The following is a 15947-nucleotide window of genomic DNA, read 5'->3' as shown; positions in this document are numbered from 1 at the left end:
CGTAGCGGTCGCGTCGGCCCGTCCCGGTCGTTCGGGACCAGACAACGAGCCCTGGCAGGTCAGGCATCCTCGGCGACGGCGCAGTCGGCGCAGGTGCCGAAGATCTCGAGCGTGTGCGTCACGCCCGTGAAGCCGTGGTCGCTCGCGACCTTGTCGGCCCACTTCTCGACCGCGGGCCCCTCGACCTCGACGGTGCGACCGCACGCCCGGCACACGAGGTGGTGGTGATGGTGCGTCGAGCACGCGCGGTAGACGGCCTCGCCGTCGTCGGTGCGCAGGACGTCGACGGTGCCGGCCTCGACCATCGACTGGAGGGTCCGGTAGACGGTGGCCAGCCCGACGCCGGCCCCGGCGTCGCGCAGCCGTGCGTGCACGGTCTGGGCCGACGTGAAGTCGTCGGACCGCTCGAGCAGCTCCGCGACGGCGGCCTGCTGTCGCGTCGGCTTGCGCGAGCCGCCCGGCCCGCCGGTGCTCGTGCCGTCGGAGCTCTTCACGCTGCTCGCCTCGGGCGTCATGGTCTCGTTCCTCTCGTCGAGGCGGTCGTGGCCGTTGTGGTGTCGGGGGCGTGCGTGTCGGCGGGCCCGCCTGGCGCGCCGTGCTCGTCGTAGTGGCCCTCGTGTGCGGCGTGCAGGTGACCGTCGTGGAGGTAGTCGACGTGGTCACCGTGGGTGACGGCCGGGTGGCCGCACTCGGCGCCGTGCTCGTGCGGGTGGGTCTCCGCGACCGCGTGTCGCCGGCCGCCGAGCCTGGACGTGATGCTGGTGACGACGGCCGTCACGACGAAGAGCCCGACGGCGAGCAGGACGATCGTGCCGCCGGAGGGTGTGTTGAGCGGGTAGGACAGCGCGACGCCGCCGACGGAGGAGACGAGGCCGAAGGCGATGGCCCAGTGCAGCCCGCTGCTGAAGGACCGCGCGATGAGCTGGCTCGCCGCGTTGGGCACGATCATGAGCGCGCTGATGAGCAGCAGCCCGACGACTCGCATGGCGACCACGACGGTGGTCGCGGTCAGGACCGCGAGGACGATGTTGAGCGGGAGCACCGGAATGCCGACGGCTCGGGCGTACTCCTCGTCGTTGGCGACCGCGAAGAGCCTGGGGCGCAGTGCCCAGGTCGTCACGGCGATGAGGACCGCGAGGCCGGCGAAGACGTAGAGGTCGCCGCGCTGGGTCGTCAGGATCGAGCCGAAGAGGTACTTCATGAGGTTGGCCGGCGTGCCCTCCGGCGACCTGCTGATGATGACCACGCCACCGGCGATGCCGCCGTAGAAGATGACGGCGAGCGCGACGTCCCCGTTGGTGCGGCCGCGGGTGCGCAGCAGCTCGATGACGACCGCCGCGGTGACGGCCGCGACGAGCGCGGTGAGCACGGGCGCCGAGCCGGTGACGAGGCCGAGGGCGACGCCGGCGAGGGCGACGTGGCCCATGCCGTCGCCGATGAGCGAGAGGCGACGCTGGACGAGGAAGATGCCGACCATCGGGGCGACGGTGCCCACGAGCAGGGCGGCGATGAGCGCCCGCTGCATGAAGTCCACGGACAGCAGGTCGCTCACGGTCGTTTCCCGTCGGTGTGGGTGGCGTCGAGCGGCCCGCGCGCGAGCAACGCGCGGTCGGAGTCGAGCTCGAGGTCGTGGTGGTGGCTGTCGTGGTCGTGGTGGACGGCGTCGCGCGCGGCGGCGTACTCGTGGGGTGTGCCGTCGAAGCGGATGCGCCCGGCGTCGACGACGACGATGCGCGTGAGCAGGCGCTCGAGGGCGCCGAGCTCGTGGGTGACGATGACCATGGTGACGTCCCGCTCGACGAGGCGGTCGAGCACATCCGCGAGCACGTGCTGGTTCGCGGCGTCGACCCCTGCGGTCGGCTCGTCCATGATGAGCACGTCGGGCTGGCCCGCGAGCGCGCGCGCGATGAGGACCCGGCGCTGCTGGCCGCCCGACAGGGTGCTGACCTCGGTCGCGGCGCGGTCTCCGAGGCCGACGACCTCGAGCGAGCGGGCGACGATCTGCCGGTCGGTGCCGCGGAGGCGGCCGAGCCAGCCGATCCGGGGGAGCCGGCCCGTCGAGACGATCTCCTCGGCCGTGGCGCGCACCGAGGCTGACAGGGTGTGCCGCTGAGGCACGTAGCCGAGGCGAGCGCGGTCGCGCAGCTCGTGGCTCGGCACGCCGAAGAGGGTCACGGTGCCGGCGACGCGCTCGTTCAGCCCGAGGATGCCCTTCATCAGGGTCGACTTGCCTGACCCGTTGGGGCCGACGACGGCGACGATCTCGCCGCGCCGGATGGTCAGGTTCGCATCGCTCAGCACGGCCCGCTCGCCGTAGCCGAAGGCGGCATCGCGCAGGTCGATGGCGACGTCCGCCGACGTCGCTGCGGCGGGGGCCGGGCCGGCTGTCACGAGCAGCTCAGACCCTTCTGGAGCGCGGAGAGGTTGCTTCGCATGACCTCAAAGTAGTCCTTGCCGGCGGACTCGCCCGTGATGCCCTCGAGTGGGTCCAGGGTCGCGACGGTCGCACCCGTGGTGCCCGCGACGGTCTGGGCGAAGTGCGGCTCGACGAGCGTCTCCTGGTAGATCGTCCGGACGCCCTTGCTGCGCACGAGGTCGGAGATCTGCTTCAGTCCGGCGGCGCTCGGCTCGCCCTCGGGCGAGATGCCGGTGATGCCGTGCTGCTCGAGGCCGTACCGCTGGGCGAGGTAGCCGAAGGCGGCGTGGCTCGTCACGAGCACCTTCGAGCGGCACGATGCGAGCCCGGTCCTCAGCTCGGCATCGAGTGTCGTGAGCCTCTCGACGAATGCCGCGGTGTTCCTCGAGAATGCCGCGGCGTGGGCGGGGTCGTCCGTCGCGAGCCGGGTGCCGATGGCCTTGGCGACCGCCGCGTAGCGCTGGGGGTCGAGCCAGAAGTGCGGGTCGTTGCCGCCGTGGTCGTGTCCCTCGTGCTCCTCGGCGGACTCGCCCTCGTGGCCCTCCTCGGCCGCGGTCAGGGTCAGCTGCGCGGCGTCGGCGACGTCGAGCACCGAGGCCGGGTCGACCTCCGCCATCGCCTCGTCGACCGCCGGCTGGAACCCGTCGGCGTAGATGACGAGGCGGGCTGTCGTCATCGCGGCGATGTCCTGGGGCGCGAGCTCGAGGTCGTGCGGCTCGGCGCCCGGCTTCGTCAGGACGCTGACCGGAAGCGCGCCGCCGGTGATCTGCTGCGTCGCGAACTGGATGGGGTAGAAGGACGTCACGACAGCGGCCCCTGGCGCGGAGGGTGCGTCCGAGGCGGCCCCCGAGGAGCTACCGCACGCCGTGGCGGTCAGGACGAGGGCGGTGGCGGCGGCGAACGCGGGCACGAGGCGACGGGCGGCGTGGGGGGTCATGCGCCCATCGTCACGCAAAGTGAGAATGATTGTCAAAACCGACCCGTCGAAGGGCGAGCGAAGGCTCAGCCGGCCGGCACGATCCGCACCACCGCGATCGCGAGGGCCAGCACCAGCACAGCCGCACGCAGGAGCCGCTCCGGCAGCGTCAGGCGCTGCCACGTGAGGAACAGCAGCCAGCCGACGAACGCCGACACGACGAGGAAGGCGATGCCCGCCCACGGGCGCGGGGCGAGGACGCCGACGGCGAGCAGGCCGACGAGGACACCCACGGCGACGGGGCGGGGCACGGCGTTGAGCCGCTCGACCCATGGGTACGACGCGTGCTCGAGACGGGAACGGAAGCTCAGTGCCACCCGACGAGCCTAGGGGACGCCGCCGCATCCACCGGACGCGCGGCAAACGGACGGGCACGAGCCCGATAACCTGTCCCGCATGGCCAAGCAGACATCCACCGTGGACACCGTCGTCAGCCTCTGCAAGCGCAGGGGCTTCGTCTTCCCCAGTGGTGAGATCTACGGAGGCACCCGGTCTGCGTGGGACTACGGCCCCCTCGGTGTCGAGCTCAAGGAGAACATCCGCCGCCAGTGGTGGAAGGCGATGGTGACGAGCCGCGACGACGTCGTCGGCCTCGACTCCTCGATCATCCTGCCGCGCGAGACGTGGGTCGCCTCCGGCCACGTCGGCACATTCACGGACCCGCTCGTCGAGTGCCTCAACTGCCACAAGCGCCGCCGCCAGGACCACCTCCAGGAAGCGCTCGCGGAGAAGAAGGGCCTCGAGGACCCCGACTCGATCCCGATGTCCGACATCGTGTGCCCCGACTGCGGCACCAAGGGCCAGTGGACCGAGCCGCGCGACTTCCAGATGATGCTCAAGACCTACCTCGGCGTCATCGAGGACGAGTCCGGCCTGCACTACCTGCGCCCCGAGACGGCCCAGGGCATCTTCGTCAACTTCAACAACGTCATGCAGGCCTCGCGCAAGAAGCCGCCGTTCGGCATCGCCCAGACCGGCAAGAGCTTCCGCAACGAGATCACGCCGGGCAACTTCATCTTCCGCACCCGCGAGTTCGAGCAGATGGAGATGGAGTTCTTCGTCAAGCCGGGTGACGACGAGGAGTGGCACCAGTACTGGATCGACGAGCGCACCCGCTGGTACGTCGACCTGGGCATCAACCCCGAGAACCTGCGTCACTTCGAGCACCCGAAGGACAAGCTGTCGCACTACTCGACGCGCACGGTCGACATCGAGTACCGCTTCAGGTTCACCGGCTCCGAGTGGGGCGAGCTCGAGGGCATCGCGAACCGCACCGACTTCGACCTCGGCACGCACTCGAAGCACTCTGGCACCGACCTCGTCTACTTCGACCAGACGACGGGGGAGAGGTACACCCCGTACGTCATCGAGCCGGCAGCCGGCCTGTCCCGCTCGCTCATGACGTTCCTCGTCGACGCGTACGCCGAGGACGAGGCGCCGAACACCAAGGGCGGCGTCGACAAGCGCGTCGTGCTGCGCCTCGACCCGCGTCTGTCGCCGGTCAAGGCCGCCGTGCTGCCGCTGTCGCGCAACGCCGACCTGTCGCCGAAGGCGCGCGACCTCGCTGCGACGCTGCGCCGCCACTGGAACATCGACTTCGACGACGCGGGCGCCATCGGCAAGCGCTACCGCCGCCAGGACGAGATCGGCACGCCGTTCTGCATCACGGTCGACTTCGACACTCTCGACGACCACGCCGTCACGGTCCGCGAGCGCGACTCGATGGCGCAGGAGCGGATCTCGCTCGAGAAGGTCGAGGGCTGGCTCGCGCAGCGCCTCGTCGGCTGCTGAGCACCGCCCCCAAGCACCTCCCGTATGCCGTCCGCCCACCTCGGGCGGACGGCATACGTGCATGCGGGTGAGAGGATCCGCGCGCGGATGCTCTCCCCGCCAAGGCCGCTCGCATCTCGGGGCAGTGCGTCTGACGATGTCCGTGCATTCGAGAACCTCTCTTGACCAAACCCGACAGCAAACCGGAGGGGGTCCTTGAACCGGTCTGGAGCGACCTCTCGTAGGTTCGTCGTCAGCGAACGCACGGCGGCCGCCGAGCCCGAACCAGGAGAGAACCGCGCCCATGACCCGCAGCAGCCTCACTGCCCTGGCCGCCACCGCGGCGATCGCCACCGCGATCACCGCGATGCCGGCCCAGGCCTCGATCCTCTCGGACGACACCCCTTCGCCGCAGCCTCGCGCGTCCACCGACGCGGGTCTGTCCGTTGCCGAGATGGCGGCCCACTGGCTCGCCGCGGACCGAGGCATCTCGCTCCCCGAGGCGCGTGAGCGCGTCGACGCCCAGGACGGCCAGGCCCGGACCGCGACGTCGCTCGAGCGGTTGCTCGGACGTCGCGCTGCAGGCTCCTACATCGACGCCGAGTCGGGCGCGCTCGTCGTCAATGTCGTGGACACCGCCGCCGGCTCCACGGTGCGTGCGGCCGGCGCAACTGCCAAGGTCGTCGAGCGCTCGACGGCTCAGCTGGCCTCGGCCCAGCGTTCCGCGCGTGCCCGCGCCGGCTCGGACGTCGTCTCGTCGTACGCCGACCCGGTGACGAACCAGGTCGTCCTGACCGTTCCCACCGCGCGGGTCTCGGAGGTCCGCGCGGACGTGGCCGGACTGGACGGCGTCACGGTGAAGGGCACGAACGCCCGGGCGACGACGCAGGCCAACGTCTACGGCGGCCAGCAGATCGAGTTCAACGGCTACGTCTGCTCGCTCGGCTTCAACGCCACGCGTGGAGGCTCGCAGGTCTTCATCACGGCCGGCCACTGCGGCGAGGGCTACCAGACCTTCCGCAAGAACGGCACGACGCTCGGCACGACGCAGGCCTACTCCTTCCCGGGCAACGACTACGCCTACTCGTCCCTGACGTCCGGCTGGACCGGCATCGGCGCGGTCGACCTCTACAACGGCCTCAACGCGCGGCGCGTCACCGGCTACTCGAACGCCCCGGTCGGCACGGCCGTCTGCAAGTCCGGTCGCACGACCGGGTGGACGTGCGGTTCGGTCCAGGCCAGGAACGTCACCGTGAACTACACGAACGCCGACGGCAGCCACAGCACCGTCGGCGGCCTGACGCAGAGCAACACGTGCACCGAGGGAGGCGACTCTGGTGGATCCTGGATGGCGAGCACGACGGCGCAGGGCGTCACGAGCGGCGGCGCCGGCTACGGCCCGAACGCGGTCTGCGGTCAGAAGGTCGGCCAGCCGAACGTCGCCTACTTCCAGCCCGTCGGCGAGATCATCTCGGCGTACGGCCTGACCCTCAAGACCTCCTGAGGTCCGCTCGACCGGCTGCGCGCGAGGGCGGATCCTCTGCCCCGCCGCCGGCCGGTTGTCGCGGACCGGCGGCATACTTCCGGAATGGTCGACGACGAGGTGCTCCGGGCCGCTCCCGGTGACCGAGCGCGTGCGGCGGCCGACGCCCTGGGCGACGACGTCCTGACCGCTTGGTGCGCCGACCTGCTCACACGCCGGGCGACGTGGGGCGACACGGACCTCCCCGACGCGCACTGGGTAGGGGGAGCCGCCGTGGACGGATGGGGATCGCCCGACCACCTCGACGAGGACACGATCTACTGGTCGAGGGTCTGGGCGGCGCGCACCCTGCTCTACGTCTGGGACGACGCGTGCAGTGCCGATGTCGTTGCGGGACTGGATGATCCGGCCTGGCGCGTCCGCGAGATGTGCGCCAAGGTGGCGGCGCGCTGGGAGGTCGGCGCGGCCGGCGACCGGTGTGCAGCCCTGGTCGTCCACGACGGCCTGCCCCGCGTGCGCGCCGCGGCCGCGCGAGTGCTCGGCGTGGTCGGCGAGGCCGAGCACGCCCTCGCCCTGCACGATGCTCTCGACGACGCAGAGGAGTCGGTGCGCACGGCCGCCGACCGGGCCCTGCGCACGCTGGCGCGGCGCCTCGACCGCCGGCTCTGAGCCGCCTCCACGCCGGCCCCGCCCCGCAGCCGGAGCGAGCCGTGACTCGGCCGCGGACTGCTCAGCCGGGCGTGCGCCCCCTCGCGACGGGGCGCGCAGGGTCGCGGATCCACTCGCTCCACGAGCCGGGGTAGAGCACGGCGTCGACGCCGAGCTCCGCCAGCGCCAGCACGTGGTGCGCGGCCGTGACGCCCGAGCCGCAGTAGACACCGACCGGTCCCTCCCGGCCGGCGCGCACCCGCGTCCAGTGCTCGGCCAGGTCGCGCCGGAAGGTGCCCTCGGCCGTCACCCACTCGGTCGTGGGGCTGTTGACCGCGCCCGGCACGTGGCCGGCCACGGGGTCGATCGGCTCGGTCTCGCCGGCGTATCGCTCGGGGGCCCGCGCGTCGAGGAGGACACCGTCGCGGGCGAGCGCGGCGGCCCCGGTGGCGTCGAGCGTCGGCAGCTGCCCGCTCCGCACGACGATGTCGCCGTGGCGGTCGAGCGGCTCCTCTGTCGAGATCGGCAGCCCGGCCGACACCCATGCCGCATACCCGCCGTCGAGGACGCGGACGTCGGTGACGCCGACCCAGCGCAGCAGCCACCAGGCCCGCGCTGCGGCATACGAGTCCTGGCCGTCGTAGACGACCACGCGGCTGTGCTCCGTGATGCCGGCCCGGCGCAGGAAGGCCTCGACGACACGGGGCTCCGGGAGCGGGTGCCGACCACCCTCGCCCGCCGGCGCGGCGAGCTCCGTGTCGAGGTCGACGAAGAACGCGCCCGGCACGTGCCCGGCGTCGTAGTCCTCTCGTCCGGCGGGGGTGTTCGCCGTCGACAGTGCCCAGCGGACGTCGAGGACGACGACCTCCTCGATCTCGTGGGCGAGCTGCGCGGCGGTGATGAGGTGGGTCACCGGGCCATCGTGGCATCCTCGCCCTGTGCGTGCTCACCTGGTCCTCGTCCACGGCTCGCGCCTGTCGAGCACGCAGTGGGCCCCCCAGGTACCGCTGCTGCGCGACGAGGTCGACCTCACGCTCGTCGACCTTCCCGGCCACGGCGCACGTGCGGGCGAGGCGTTCACGATCGCGCGCTGCGTCGAGGTGATCGGCGAAGCGGTGGGTGCCGTCCCGCCGGGGACCCCAGTCGTGCTCGTCGGGCACTCGCTGGGCGGCTACGCCGCGATGGCGTATGCCGCGGCCCACCCCGACACGCTCGCCGGACTCGTCCTGGCCGGGGCGAGCGCCACCCCAACCGGTCCGGGGGCGGCCGTGTACCGCGGCGTCGCGGCCCTGACCGACAGACTCGGTCCGGAGCGCATGACTCGCGTCAACGACCGTGTGCTGCACCGGCTCTACCCGGCCGAGCGCATCGACCCCGTCATCGCGGGCGGCTACTACTTCGCCCCGACGCCGGCCGCGTGGCGCGAGGTCATGACGCACTGCCGGCCGTCCACGCTCGCGCGCGTCGGTTGTCCGGTGCTCCTGCTCAACGGCCAGTTCGACCAGTTCCGGATCGGCACGCGGGCCTTCCTGCGAGTGTGCCCGACCGCCCGCACCGAGCTCGTTCGAAGGGCCGGCCACCTGTCCAACCTCGACCAGCCCGAAGCCTTCGCCCAGGCTCTGCTGCGCTTCGCCCGCCGGGTCACCGATTCGGCTCCACGCGCCTGATCGGGGAGAATCGGGCGCGTGACCGATGTGATGACCCCTGCGACCGGGTCCGCCGCAGGCTCGGCGGGCGCGGCGGGCGCGGTGCTGCCCCCGCTGCGGATCGGTCGCCACGTCATCGAGTCGCCCGTCGTGCTCGCACCGATGGCCGGCATCACCAACCGCGCCTTCCGCCGCCTGTGCCGCGAGTACGGCAACGAGGGGGCCGCGACCGCGTCGGGCGACCGGGCGAGCGGGGCTACGAGCCTCTACGTCAGCGAGATGATCACCTCGCGCGCCCTCGTCGAGCGCACCCCCGAGTCGATGCGCCTGATCGAGCACGACCCGGACGAGAACCCCAGGTCGATCCAGCTCTACAGCGTCGACCCCGCGACCGCGCGTGCCGCGGCCCGGATGCTCGTCACCGAGGACCGCGCCGACCACATCGACCTCAACTTCGGCTGCCCCGTGCCCAAGGTGACGCGCAAGGGCGGCGGGTCAGCGCTCCCGTGGAAGAAGGACCTCTTCAAGGCCATCGTCGGGGCGGTGGTGGAGGAGGGCGCCAAGCGTGACATCCCCGTCACCGTCAAGATGCGCAAGGGGATCGACGACGAGCACCTGACCTTCCTCGACGCCGGACTCACCGCCGAGGCCGAGGGCGTCGCCGCGGTGGCGCTGCACGGCCGCACGGCGGCGCAGGCCTACTCCGGCACCGCCGACTGGCCGGCGATCAAGATGCTCAAGGAGACGGTCACCACCATCCCGGTGCTCGGCAACGGCGACATCTGGTCGGCCGAGGACGCCATCCGGATGGTCCGCGAGACCGGCTGCGACGGCGTGGTGGTCGGGCGTGGCTGTCTCGGACGCCCGTGGCTCTTCACCGACCTCGCCGCGGCATTCGCAGGCACCTCGGCGCGGGTGACGCCGACCCTCGGGGAGGTGGCTGACACCCTGCGCACGCACACGGCATACCTCTGCGACTTCTACGGCGAGGAGGAACGCGCGTGCCGCGACATCCGCAAGCACATCGCCTGGTACCTCAAGGGTTTCCCGGCCGGGTCGACCATCCGCAACTCGCTCGCGCTCGTCGACTCGATGGCGGCGCTCGACGCGCTGCTCGTGACGCTCGACCCCGATGCGCCCTGGCCGGGAGAGGCTGCCGAGGGGCAGCGCGGCCGTGCGGGCTCGTCGCGCCACGTGGCCCTGCCGGACCGGTGGCTCGAGTCGCGTGAGCTGTCGGAGGAGCACCGACGCACCATCGCCGAGGCCGAGCTGTCGGTCAGCGGCGGCTGACGCTCACTTCAGCCAGACGCTGAGCGGTCCGAGCCGCTCGCACCCGGTGGCCACGGCCGCATCAAGGCTCGCGCCGGCCTCCCACCCGACGAGAGGCAGGCCGCCGGCGACCTCACGGGCGGCGGCCGCGGCTGCGGCCCACACGGCGTCCTCGTCACCCCTCCGGGTGAAGACGTTGCCGATGCCGGCGACCTCGCCCGTGACGTGGACGACAGCTCCCGCGACGACGGGGCCGTCGGGGTCGTCGGCCGGCCGGGCGGCGAGAAAGTGGACGCCGGGCTCGTCGAGCAGTGTCGCCCGCAGCACCGCCTCGGCCTCCGGGTCACTGGCCCAGGCCTTCGCCCAGGCGGCCATGCCGGCGGGGGTCGTCACGCGGCGCCAGGTGGCCCCGCCGGTCCGGCGCACGGTCGTCGACGGGTCCAGCCACACCCACTCTCCGACGACGATCCGGGCGAAGTCCTCGAGTGACAGGTCGAGCCGCGCCCAGGAGTCCTTGACGGAGCAGCCCTCGGAGTCGTCGACCCTCGCGAGCACGTCGTACTCACCCACCGTGGGAGAGAGGGTCACCGCGTCCGGGTAGTAGGGCGGCGTGCGGGTCGACGCGGTCCAGACGTCGGCGTCGGTCGTCGTCGCGATACCGTGCGAGCGCGCCACGACATCGCACCACAGGGCGTTGCTGCGGGCGGCGAGCGTGATGCGGTCGGTCACGCGCCGATCCTCGCAGCACCGCTCCCGCGACCGGTGGGCGGTGTCGCCGCCGGATGGCAGGATCGCACCATGCGACAGGGTGGGTCGGCCGAGCGGCCGGCGATGTTCTTCGACGACGCAGACGACTTCCGGGCCTGGCTCGACGCCAACCATGACACCGCTACCGAGCTGTGGATGGGCCTCAACAAGAAGCACGTCGAGCCGCGAGGGCTGCAGTGGGCCGAGGCCGTCCGCGAGGCCCTGTGCTTCGGCTGGATCGACTCGGTCGCCCAGCGCATCGACGAGGACGCCGTGCGCCAGCGGTGGACGCCTCGCAAGCCCGGCAGCAACTGGAGCACCATCAACATCAACGCCGTCGCCGAGCTGACCGCTGCCGGACGCATGCACGCAGCCGGGCTCGCCGCCTTCGAGAAGCGGCGCGAGGACCGCTCCGGCGTCTATGCCTACGAGAACCGCGACCGGGTCTGGCCCGACGAGTACGAGGCCCGCCTGCGGGCCAACGCGCGCGCGTCGGCCTTCTGGGACGGCGCGACGCCGTCGTACCGCAAGGTCGTGACGAACTGGGTCGTCACGGCGAAGCAGGAGGCGACGCGGGAGAAGCGCATGGCCGAGCTCATCGACGACTGCGCCAACCTGCGCCTCGTCAAGGGCCAGCGATACGGCACCGAGCCGGCATGGGTGCGCCGCATGCGCGACGAGCTCGGCTGACGACGGGCCACCGCCGCGGCCTGACGCGCCCGGACCGGAGTCACCGTCTCGTGGGGATGAGCGGCGCGCTCAGCGCTTGCCCTTGGGCGGGATGATCTCTGTGTGGTCCTTGGCGGCGGCCTTGGCGTGCTTGTCGGCACGCTTCTCCTTGAGCGACTTGGCCTTCGTGGACATGTGGGACTTCGGTGACTTGTCGCCCATGGCGAGCTCCTCGGGTCGGAAGCCTGGACGGCTCCATGGCTCAGTATGCGCCCCGGCGCGACCCGCGCGCGCCGCGGTTTCCGGACGCCACGGTCGATGTGCCGGTCCCGACCGGGTGCGGCACCACGGCTGAAGTCGCGGCGCCACATAGAGTTCCGGTGTGGGTTATGAGGGTCGTGATCGGGAGCGGTGGGTCGCGGAGGACCCTGCCCAGAAGCGTGCCGACCGCGACGACTTCGCCCGTGACCGGGCCCGGGTCGTCCACTCGTCGGCCCTGCGCCGGCTCGCGGCCAAGACCCAGGTGCTCGCCCCCGGCCACGACGACTTCGTCCGCAACCGCCTGACGCACTCGCTCGAGGTCGCGCAGATCGGTCGCGAGTTCGGCGCGGCCCTCGGCTGCAACGCCGACGTCGTCGACACCGCCTGTCTCTCGCACGACCTGGGCCACCCGCCCTTCGGCCACAACGGCGAGACGGCTCTCGACGAGATCGCTTCCGGCATAGGGGGATTCGAGGGCAACGCCCAGACGCTCCGCCTGCTCACGCGGCTCGAGGCGAAGCGCTCCCACGTCGACGGCACGCCGGCAGGACTGAACCTCACGCGAGCGAGCCTCGACGCCACGACCAAGTACCCGTGGGCGCGCGGACACGGTCCCTACGGGACGCCGAAGTTCGGCCTGTACCCCTCGGACCTTCCCGTCTTCGACTGGATCCGCGAAGGCGCCGCGCCGCGCAGGCGGTGCCTCGAGGCGGAGGTCATGGACTGGTCCGACGACGTGGCCTACTCGGTGCACGATGTCGAGGACGCCATCGCCTCGGGCTGGATCGACCCGCGAGTCCTGCACTCACGCGACCTCGCCGACGTCATTGCCGTCGCGAGCCAGAGCTACGCGCCAGACCTCGGCCCCGACGCACTCGGCGCCGCGCTGGAACGCATCATCGCCTCGGGCGTGGTCCCCACGGCATACGACGGCTCGCGCAGCGATCTAGCCCGGCTCAAGGACATGACGAGCCGGCTCATCGGGCACTTCGTGCTCGTGGTCGAGCAGGCCACGCGCGCCAGGCACGGCCCGGGGGAGCTGTGCCGCTTCGAGGCCGACCTCGTCGTCCCCGACGACACACGTGCCGAGTGCACGGCCCTCAAGGCCATCGCCAACCACTTCGTCATGACGACCGACGAGCGGCTCACGGTGATGTCGGAGCAGCGGGACGTCGTGCGCGCGCTCGTGGAGGCGTATGCCGCCCGGCCCGAGGAGCGGCTCGACGTGGCCTTCCGCGTGGACCACGCGTCCGCCGTCGACGACGGGGAGCGCCTGCGCGTCGTCGTCGACCAGGTCGCCTCGCTGACCGACGTGCGCGCCCTCGCCCTCCACAGGCAGTGGTGCCGGTGACGGGGGCCTGGCCTGTGACGACCTAGAATCGCGAGCAGCGACAGGAGGCAGATGGCGGGGCTGATCAACAGCGATGACATCGCGGCCGTCAAGGCGCGGTCGTCGATCGAGGACGTCGTGCGCGAGCACGTGACACTGCGCTCCGCCGGCCCGGGCTCGCTCAAGGGACTGTGCCCCTTCCACGACGAGAAGACACCGTCGTTCAACATCCGGCCGGCAGTCGGGGCGTGGCACTGCTTCGGCTGCGGCGAGGGCGGCGACGTCATCTCGTTCGTCCAGAAGGTCGACCACCTGACCTTCTCCGAAGCCGTCGAACGGCTCGCGCAGAAGCTCGGCATGGAGCTGCGCTACGAGGACGGCACCCGTCCCCGCGAGGAAGGACTCGGTCGTCGCAGCCGGCTCATCGAGGCCCACCGGGTGACCGAGGAGTACTACACCGAGCTCCTGCTCGCGCCCGGCAGTCCGGCGCGGCAGGCCCGCGACTTCCTGCGGGCCCGCGACTTCAACAGCGACCACGTCAGGCAGTTCGGCATCGGCTTCGCGCCCCGCGGCGGTGAGGATCTCGTGCGCCACCTGCGCGGCAAGGGCTTCACCGACGACGAGCTCGTCACCGGCGGCCTCGCGGGGCGCGGGGCCCGTGGCCTCTACGACCGGTTCCGCGGCCGACTGGTCTGGCCGATCCGCGACATCACCGGCGACACGGTCGGCTTCGGTGCCCGCCGCATCTTCGACGACGACCGCATCGAGGCGAAGTACCTCAACACCTCCGAGACGCCGATCTACAAGAAGTCGGCGGTGCTCTACGGCCTCGACCTCGCCAAGAAGAAGATCTCGCAGGGGCGCCAGGCCGTCATCGTCGAGGGCTACACCGACGTGATGGCGTGCCACCTCGCCGGGGTGGACACCGCCGTCGCCACGTGCGGCACGGCCTTCGGCGCCGAGCACACCAAGATCCTGCGCCGGCTCATGCGCGACGAGGCCGGGCTCGCACCCGCCAAGGTCATCTTCACGTTCGACGGCGACGCGGCCGGCCAGAAGGCGGCGATGCGGGCGTTCGCCGACGACGAGAAGTGGACCTCGCAGTCCTTCGTCGCGGTCGAGAAGTCAGGCAAGGATCCGTGCGAGCTGCGCCAGGCCGGGGGAGACCCGGCCGTGCAGGCGCTCATCGAGGACGCCGTCCCGATGTTCGAGTTCGCGGTGCGCACGACGATCAAGCGCTTCGACCTCGCGACGGCCGAGGGCCGCATCCAGGCGGTGCGCGCGGTCGCCCCCATCGTCGCCTCGATCCGCGACCGGTCACTGCAGCCCGAGTACACGCGGGAGGTCTCGGGCATGCTCGGGCTTGACGTCGAGCAGGTCGCGACTGAGGTGTCCCGTGCGGGCCGGATCAGGGTCGACGACGCAACCAGAGCCGGTGCCGACCGCGGCGGTCGAGACGACGCGGTCGAGCCGAGCGTAGACGAGGCCGCAGGCGGCATGCCGGTGCCCGACCGGCGCGACCCCGTCGTGCTCGCCGAACGTCAGCTGCTGCAGGTGCTGCTCCAGTTCCCCACCGTCTTCAAGCGCGACGCCGTCGACCTGCTGACGCCGGAGTCGTTCTCCGCGCCAGCCCACCGGGCAGTCTTCGACGGCATCCGCATCGCCCACGGCGCCGGCGACAGGGGCAACGTCCGGGCCTGGACGTCCGCCGTCACGGAAGCCGCGCCCACTCCGGTCGCGGGGCTCGTCAGCGAGCTGGCCGTCGACACCCTGCCGACCCGGATGGACACCTCGACCGGCCTGCCGACGTCGCGCTACGTCGACGAGCTCTTCGACCGCGTCCGCACGATCGCCCTGACGCGCCAGATCGCCGACGCGATGAGCGAGATGCGGCGCCTCGACCACGCGGAGACCCCGGCGCCCGAGCGCATGCGGGAGCTCGGGACACAGCTCCAGACACTCCAGCGCGAGCTCGCCGCGATCAAGGCGGGGATGGGCTGATGCCGCTCTTCGAGAAGCGGCGTCGACCGGCGCTGCCCGTTGGCACGCGGGCCGCGGTGCCGCTCCAGGGCGCGGAGCAGGTGCTCGCCTGGGGCCGCGATGAGCAGACCGGCGGCCACGTCGTCGCGACGACCCACCACCTCGTCCTCGTCGGGGCCGACGACACCCTCGTCTGGCGTCGCCCGTGGCACGAGGCGGAGTCCGGCACCTGGCAGGCCGAGTCGTCACTGCTCACGGTCACGTGGGTCGACCGCGGTGCGCCCGCCCAGTGGCGCCTGACGCAGCCCTCCCTGCTCCAGCAGGCGCTGAGGGAGCGCCTACAGGCGAGTGTCGTGCTGGCCGACGAGTTCCGCACCGCCAACCGTCGCACGGTGCGGGTCGTGATCCGTCAGGACCTCGCCACGGGCGCCCTTCTCGAGCAGACCATCCCGGGCAGAGGGGCCGACCTGGGCGACCCGCAGGTGGCCCGTGAGGCCGCCCAGAGGTTGGCCCGGCTGCGGTCCGAAGTCGGCCTGTGAGCCTCGTGAGCGCGAGTGCCTGACGGACCGGACAGCTGTCCGCGCGACGGGGTGAACCCCGATTTAGTGTCGCGACAGTTGCTTTGCTATGGTTTCCCAGCAGCATTCCCCTGTAGCTCAATTGGCAGAGCAGCCGGCTGTTAACCGGCAGGTTATTGGTTCGAGTCCAATCGGGGGAGCTCCAAGGACAAGGGCCTCGACACCACTGGTGCC

At 71.8% G+C, this 15947-nt stretch carries 17 protein-coding genes and 1 tRNA gene; 10 read left to right on the top strand and 8 right to left on the bottom strand.

The window, feature by feature from the left end; all coding sequences use genetic code 11:
* Window positions 1-59: 59 nt before the first annotated feature.
* The 5 genes from H9I49_RS08395 to H9I49_RS08375 form a co-directional block, all read right to left on the bottom strand.
* Window positions 60-515, bottom strand: coding sequence for a Fur family transcriptional regulator (locus H9I49_RS08395; RefSeq protein ID WP_223128466.1), 456 nt, complete (start codon window positions 513-515; stop codon window positions 60-62).
* Window positions 512-1552, bottom strand: coding sequence for a metal ABC transporter permease (locus H9I49_RS08390; protein WP_370587487.1), 1041 nt, complete (start codon window positions 1550-1552; stop codon window positions 512-514). The genes H9I49_RS08395 and H9I49_RS08390 overlap by 4 nt, the downstream gene beginning before the upstream one ends.
* A complete protein-coding gene (locus tag H9I49_RS08385; RefSeq protein WP_370587486.1) occupies window positions 1549-2391 on the bottom strand; it encodes a metal ABC transporter ATP-binding protein in 843 nt (280 codons plus the stop codon). The genes H9I49_RS08390 and H9I49_RS08385 overlap by 4 nt, the downstream gene beginning before the upstream one ends.
* Window positions 2388-3353, bottom strand: a complete 966-nt coding sequence (locus tag H9I49_RS08380; protein ID WP_188029897.1) for a metal ABC transporter substrate-binding protein — start codon at window positions 3351-3353, stop codon at window positions 2388-2390. Before H9I49_RS08380 ends, H9I49_RS08385 begins: the two co-directional genes overlap by 4 nt.
* 65 nt (window positions 3354-3418) lie before the next feature.
* Window positions 3419-3709, bottom strand: a complete 291-nt coding sequence (locus H9I49_RS08375) for a DUF6703 family protein (RefSeq protein ID WP_188029896.1) — start codon at window positions 3707-3709, stop codon at window positions 3419-3421.
* Between the two features lie 79 nt (window positions 3710-3788).
* On the opposite strand from H9I49_RS08375, the gene H9I49_RS08370 reads away from it, so the two are divergent.
* The 3 genes from H9I49_RS08370 to H9I49_RS08360 all read left to right on the top strand — a co-directional run bounded on the left by H9I49_RS08370 (window position 3789) and on the right by H9I49_RS08360 (window position 7314).
* Window positions 3789-5183 (top strand): glycine--tRNA ligase, encoded by a 1395-nt coding sequence (locus H9I49_RS08370; protein ID WP_188029895.1) that lies wholly within the window; start codon window positions 3789-3791, stop codon window positions 5181-5183.
* A 283-nt stretch (window positions 5184-5466) separates the two neighbouring features.
* Window positions 5467-6666 carry a S1 family peptidase gene (locus H9I49_RS08365; protein ID WP_188029894.1) on the top strand — a complete coding sequence of 400 codons (1200 nt, stop codon included), beginning with the start codon at window positions 5467-5469 and terminating at the stop codon, window positions 6664-6666.
* 84 nt (window positions 6667-6750) lie between these two features.
* Window positions 6751-7314, top strand: coding sequence for a HEAT repeat domain-containing protein (locus H9I49_RS08360; protein ID WP_188029893.1), 564 nt, complete (start codon window positions 6751-6753; stop codon window positions 7312-7314).
* A 61-nt stretch (window positions 7315-7375) separates the two neighbouring features.
* Here H9I49_RS08360 and H9I49_RS24400 read toward each other — a convergent pair whose 3' ends face one another.
* Entirely contained in the window at window positions 7376-8206 is an 831-nt protein-coding gene (locus tag H9I49_RS24400; RefSeq protein WP_188029892.1) for a sulfurtransferase, read from the bottom strand.
* Between the two features lie 25 nt (window positions 8207-8231).
* On the opposite strand from H9I49_RS24400, the gene H9I49_RS08350 reads away from it, so the two are divergent.
* Together H9I49_RS08350 and dusB are read left to right on the top strand one after the other, a co-directional pair.
* Window positions 8232-8960 carry an alpha/beta fold hydrolase gene (locus tag H9I49_RS08350; RefSeq protein ID WP_188029891.1) on the top strand — a complete coding sequence of 243 codons (729 nt, stop codon included), beginning with the start codon at window positions 8232-8234 and terminating at the stop codon, window positions 8958-8960.
* Window positions 8961-8990: 30 nt separating this feature from the next.
* The gene (dusB, locus tag H9I49_RS08345) at window positions 8991-10229 is read left to right on the top strand and encodes a tRNA dihydrouridine synthase DusB (protein ID WP_188030427.1); all 1239 of its coding nucleotides are present in this window, start codon (window positions 8991-8993) and stop codon (window positions 10227-10229) included.
* Window positions 10230-10232: 3 nt separating this feature from the next.
* On the opposite strand, the gene H9I49_RS08340 is transcribed toward dusB, so the two are convergent.
* Entirely contained in the window at window positions 10233-10937 is a 705-nt protein-coding gene (locus H9I49_RS08340; protein ID WP_188029890.1) for a hypothetical protein, read from the bottom strand.
* Window positions 10938-11006: 69 nt separating this feature from the next.
* On the opposite strand from H9I49_RS08340, the gene H9I49_RS08335 reads away from it, so the two are divergent.
* Entirely contained in the window at window positions 11007-11645 is a 639-nt protein-coding gene (locus tag H9I49_RS08335; protein ID WP_188029889.1) for a YdeI family protein, read from the top strand.
* A gap of 69 nt (window positions 11646-11714) precedes the next feature.
* On the opposite strand, the gene H9I49_RS23830 is transcribed toward H9I49_RS08335, so the two are convergent.
* On the bottom strand, window positions 11715-11846 hold the full coding sequence (locus tag H9I49_RS23830) for a hypothetical protein (protein WP_255523791.1): 132 nt from the start codon (window positions 11844-11846) through the stop codon (window positions 11715-11717).
* A gap of 160 nt (window positions 11847-12006) precedes the next feature.
* Here H9I49_RS23830 and H9I49_RS08330 point away from each other — a divergent pair, with 160 nt between their 5' ends.
* The 4 genes from H9I49_RS08330 to H9I49_RS08315 all read left to right on the top strand — a co-directional run bounded on the left by H9I49_RS08330 (window position 12007) and on the right by H9I49_RS08315 (window position 15913).
* Window positions 12007-13236, top strand: coding sequence for a deoxyguanosinetriphosphate triphosphohydrolase (locus tag H9I49_RS08330; protein WP_188029888.1), 1230 nt, complete (start codon window positions 12007-12009; stop codon window positions 13234-13236).
* Between the two features lie 51 nt (window positions 13237-13287).
* The gene (gene dnaG / locus H9I49_RS08325) at window positions 13288-15216 is read left to right on the top strand and encodes a DNA primase (RefSeq protein ID WP_188029887.1); all 1929 of its coding nucleotides are present in this window, start codon (window positions 13288-13290) and stop codon (window positions 15214-15216) included.
* Complete coding sequence (locus H9I49_RS08320; RefSeq protein WP_188029886.1) at window positions 15216-15734, top strand: hypothetical protein; 519 nt, start codon at window positions 15216-15218, stop codon at window positions 15732-15734. The genes dnaG and H9I49_RS08320 overlap by 1 nt, the downstream gene beginning before the upstream one ends.
* A gap of 106 nt (window positions 15735-15840) precedes the next feature.
* Window positions 15841-15913, top strand: a tRNA-Asn gene (locus tag H9I49_RS08315).
* Window positions 15914-15947: the final 34 nt, after the last annotated feature.

Source organism: Terrabacter sp. MAHUQ-38 (assembly GCF_014518425.1).
Lineage (GTDB): Bacteria > Actinomycetota > Actinomycetes > Actinomycetales > Dermatophilaceae > Terrabacter.
Note: the sequence above shows the minus strand (reverse complement) of the source record. Positions and strands in the feature narration are given on the sequence as shown.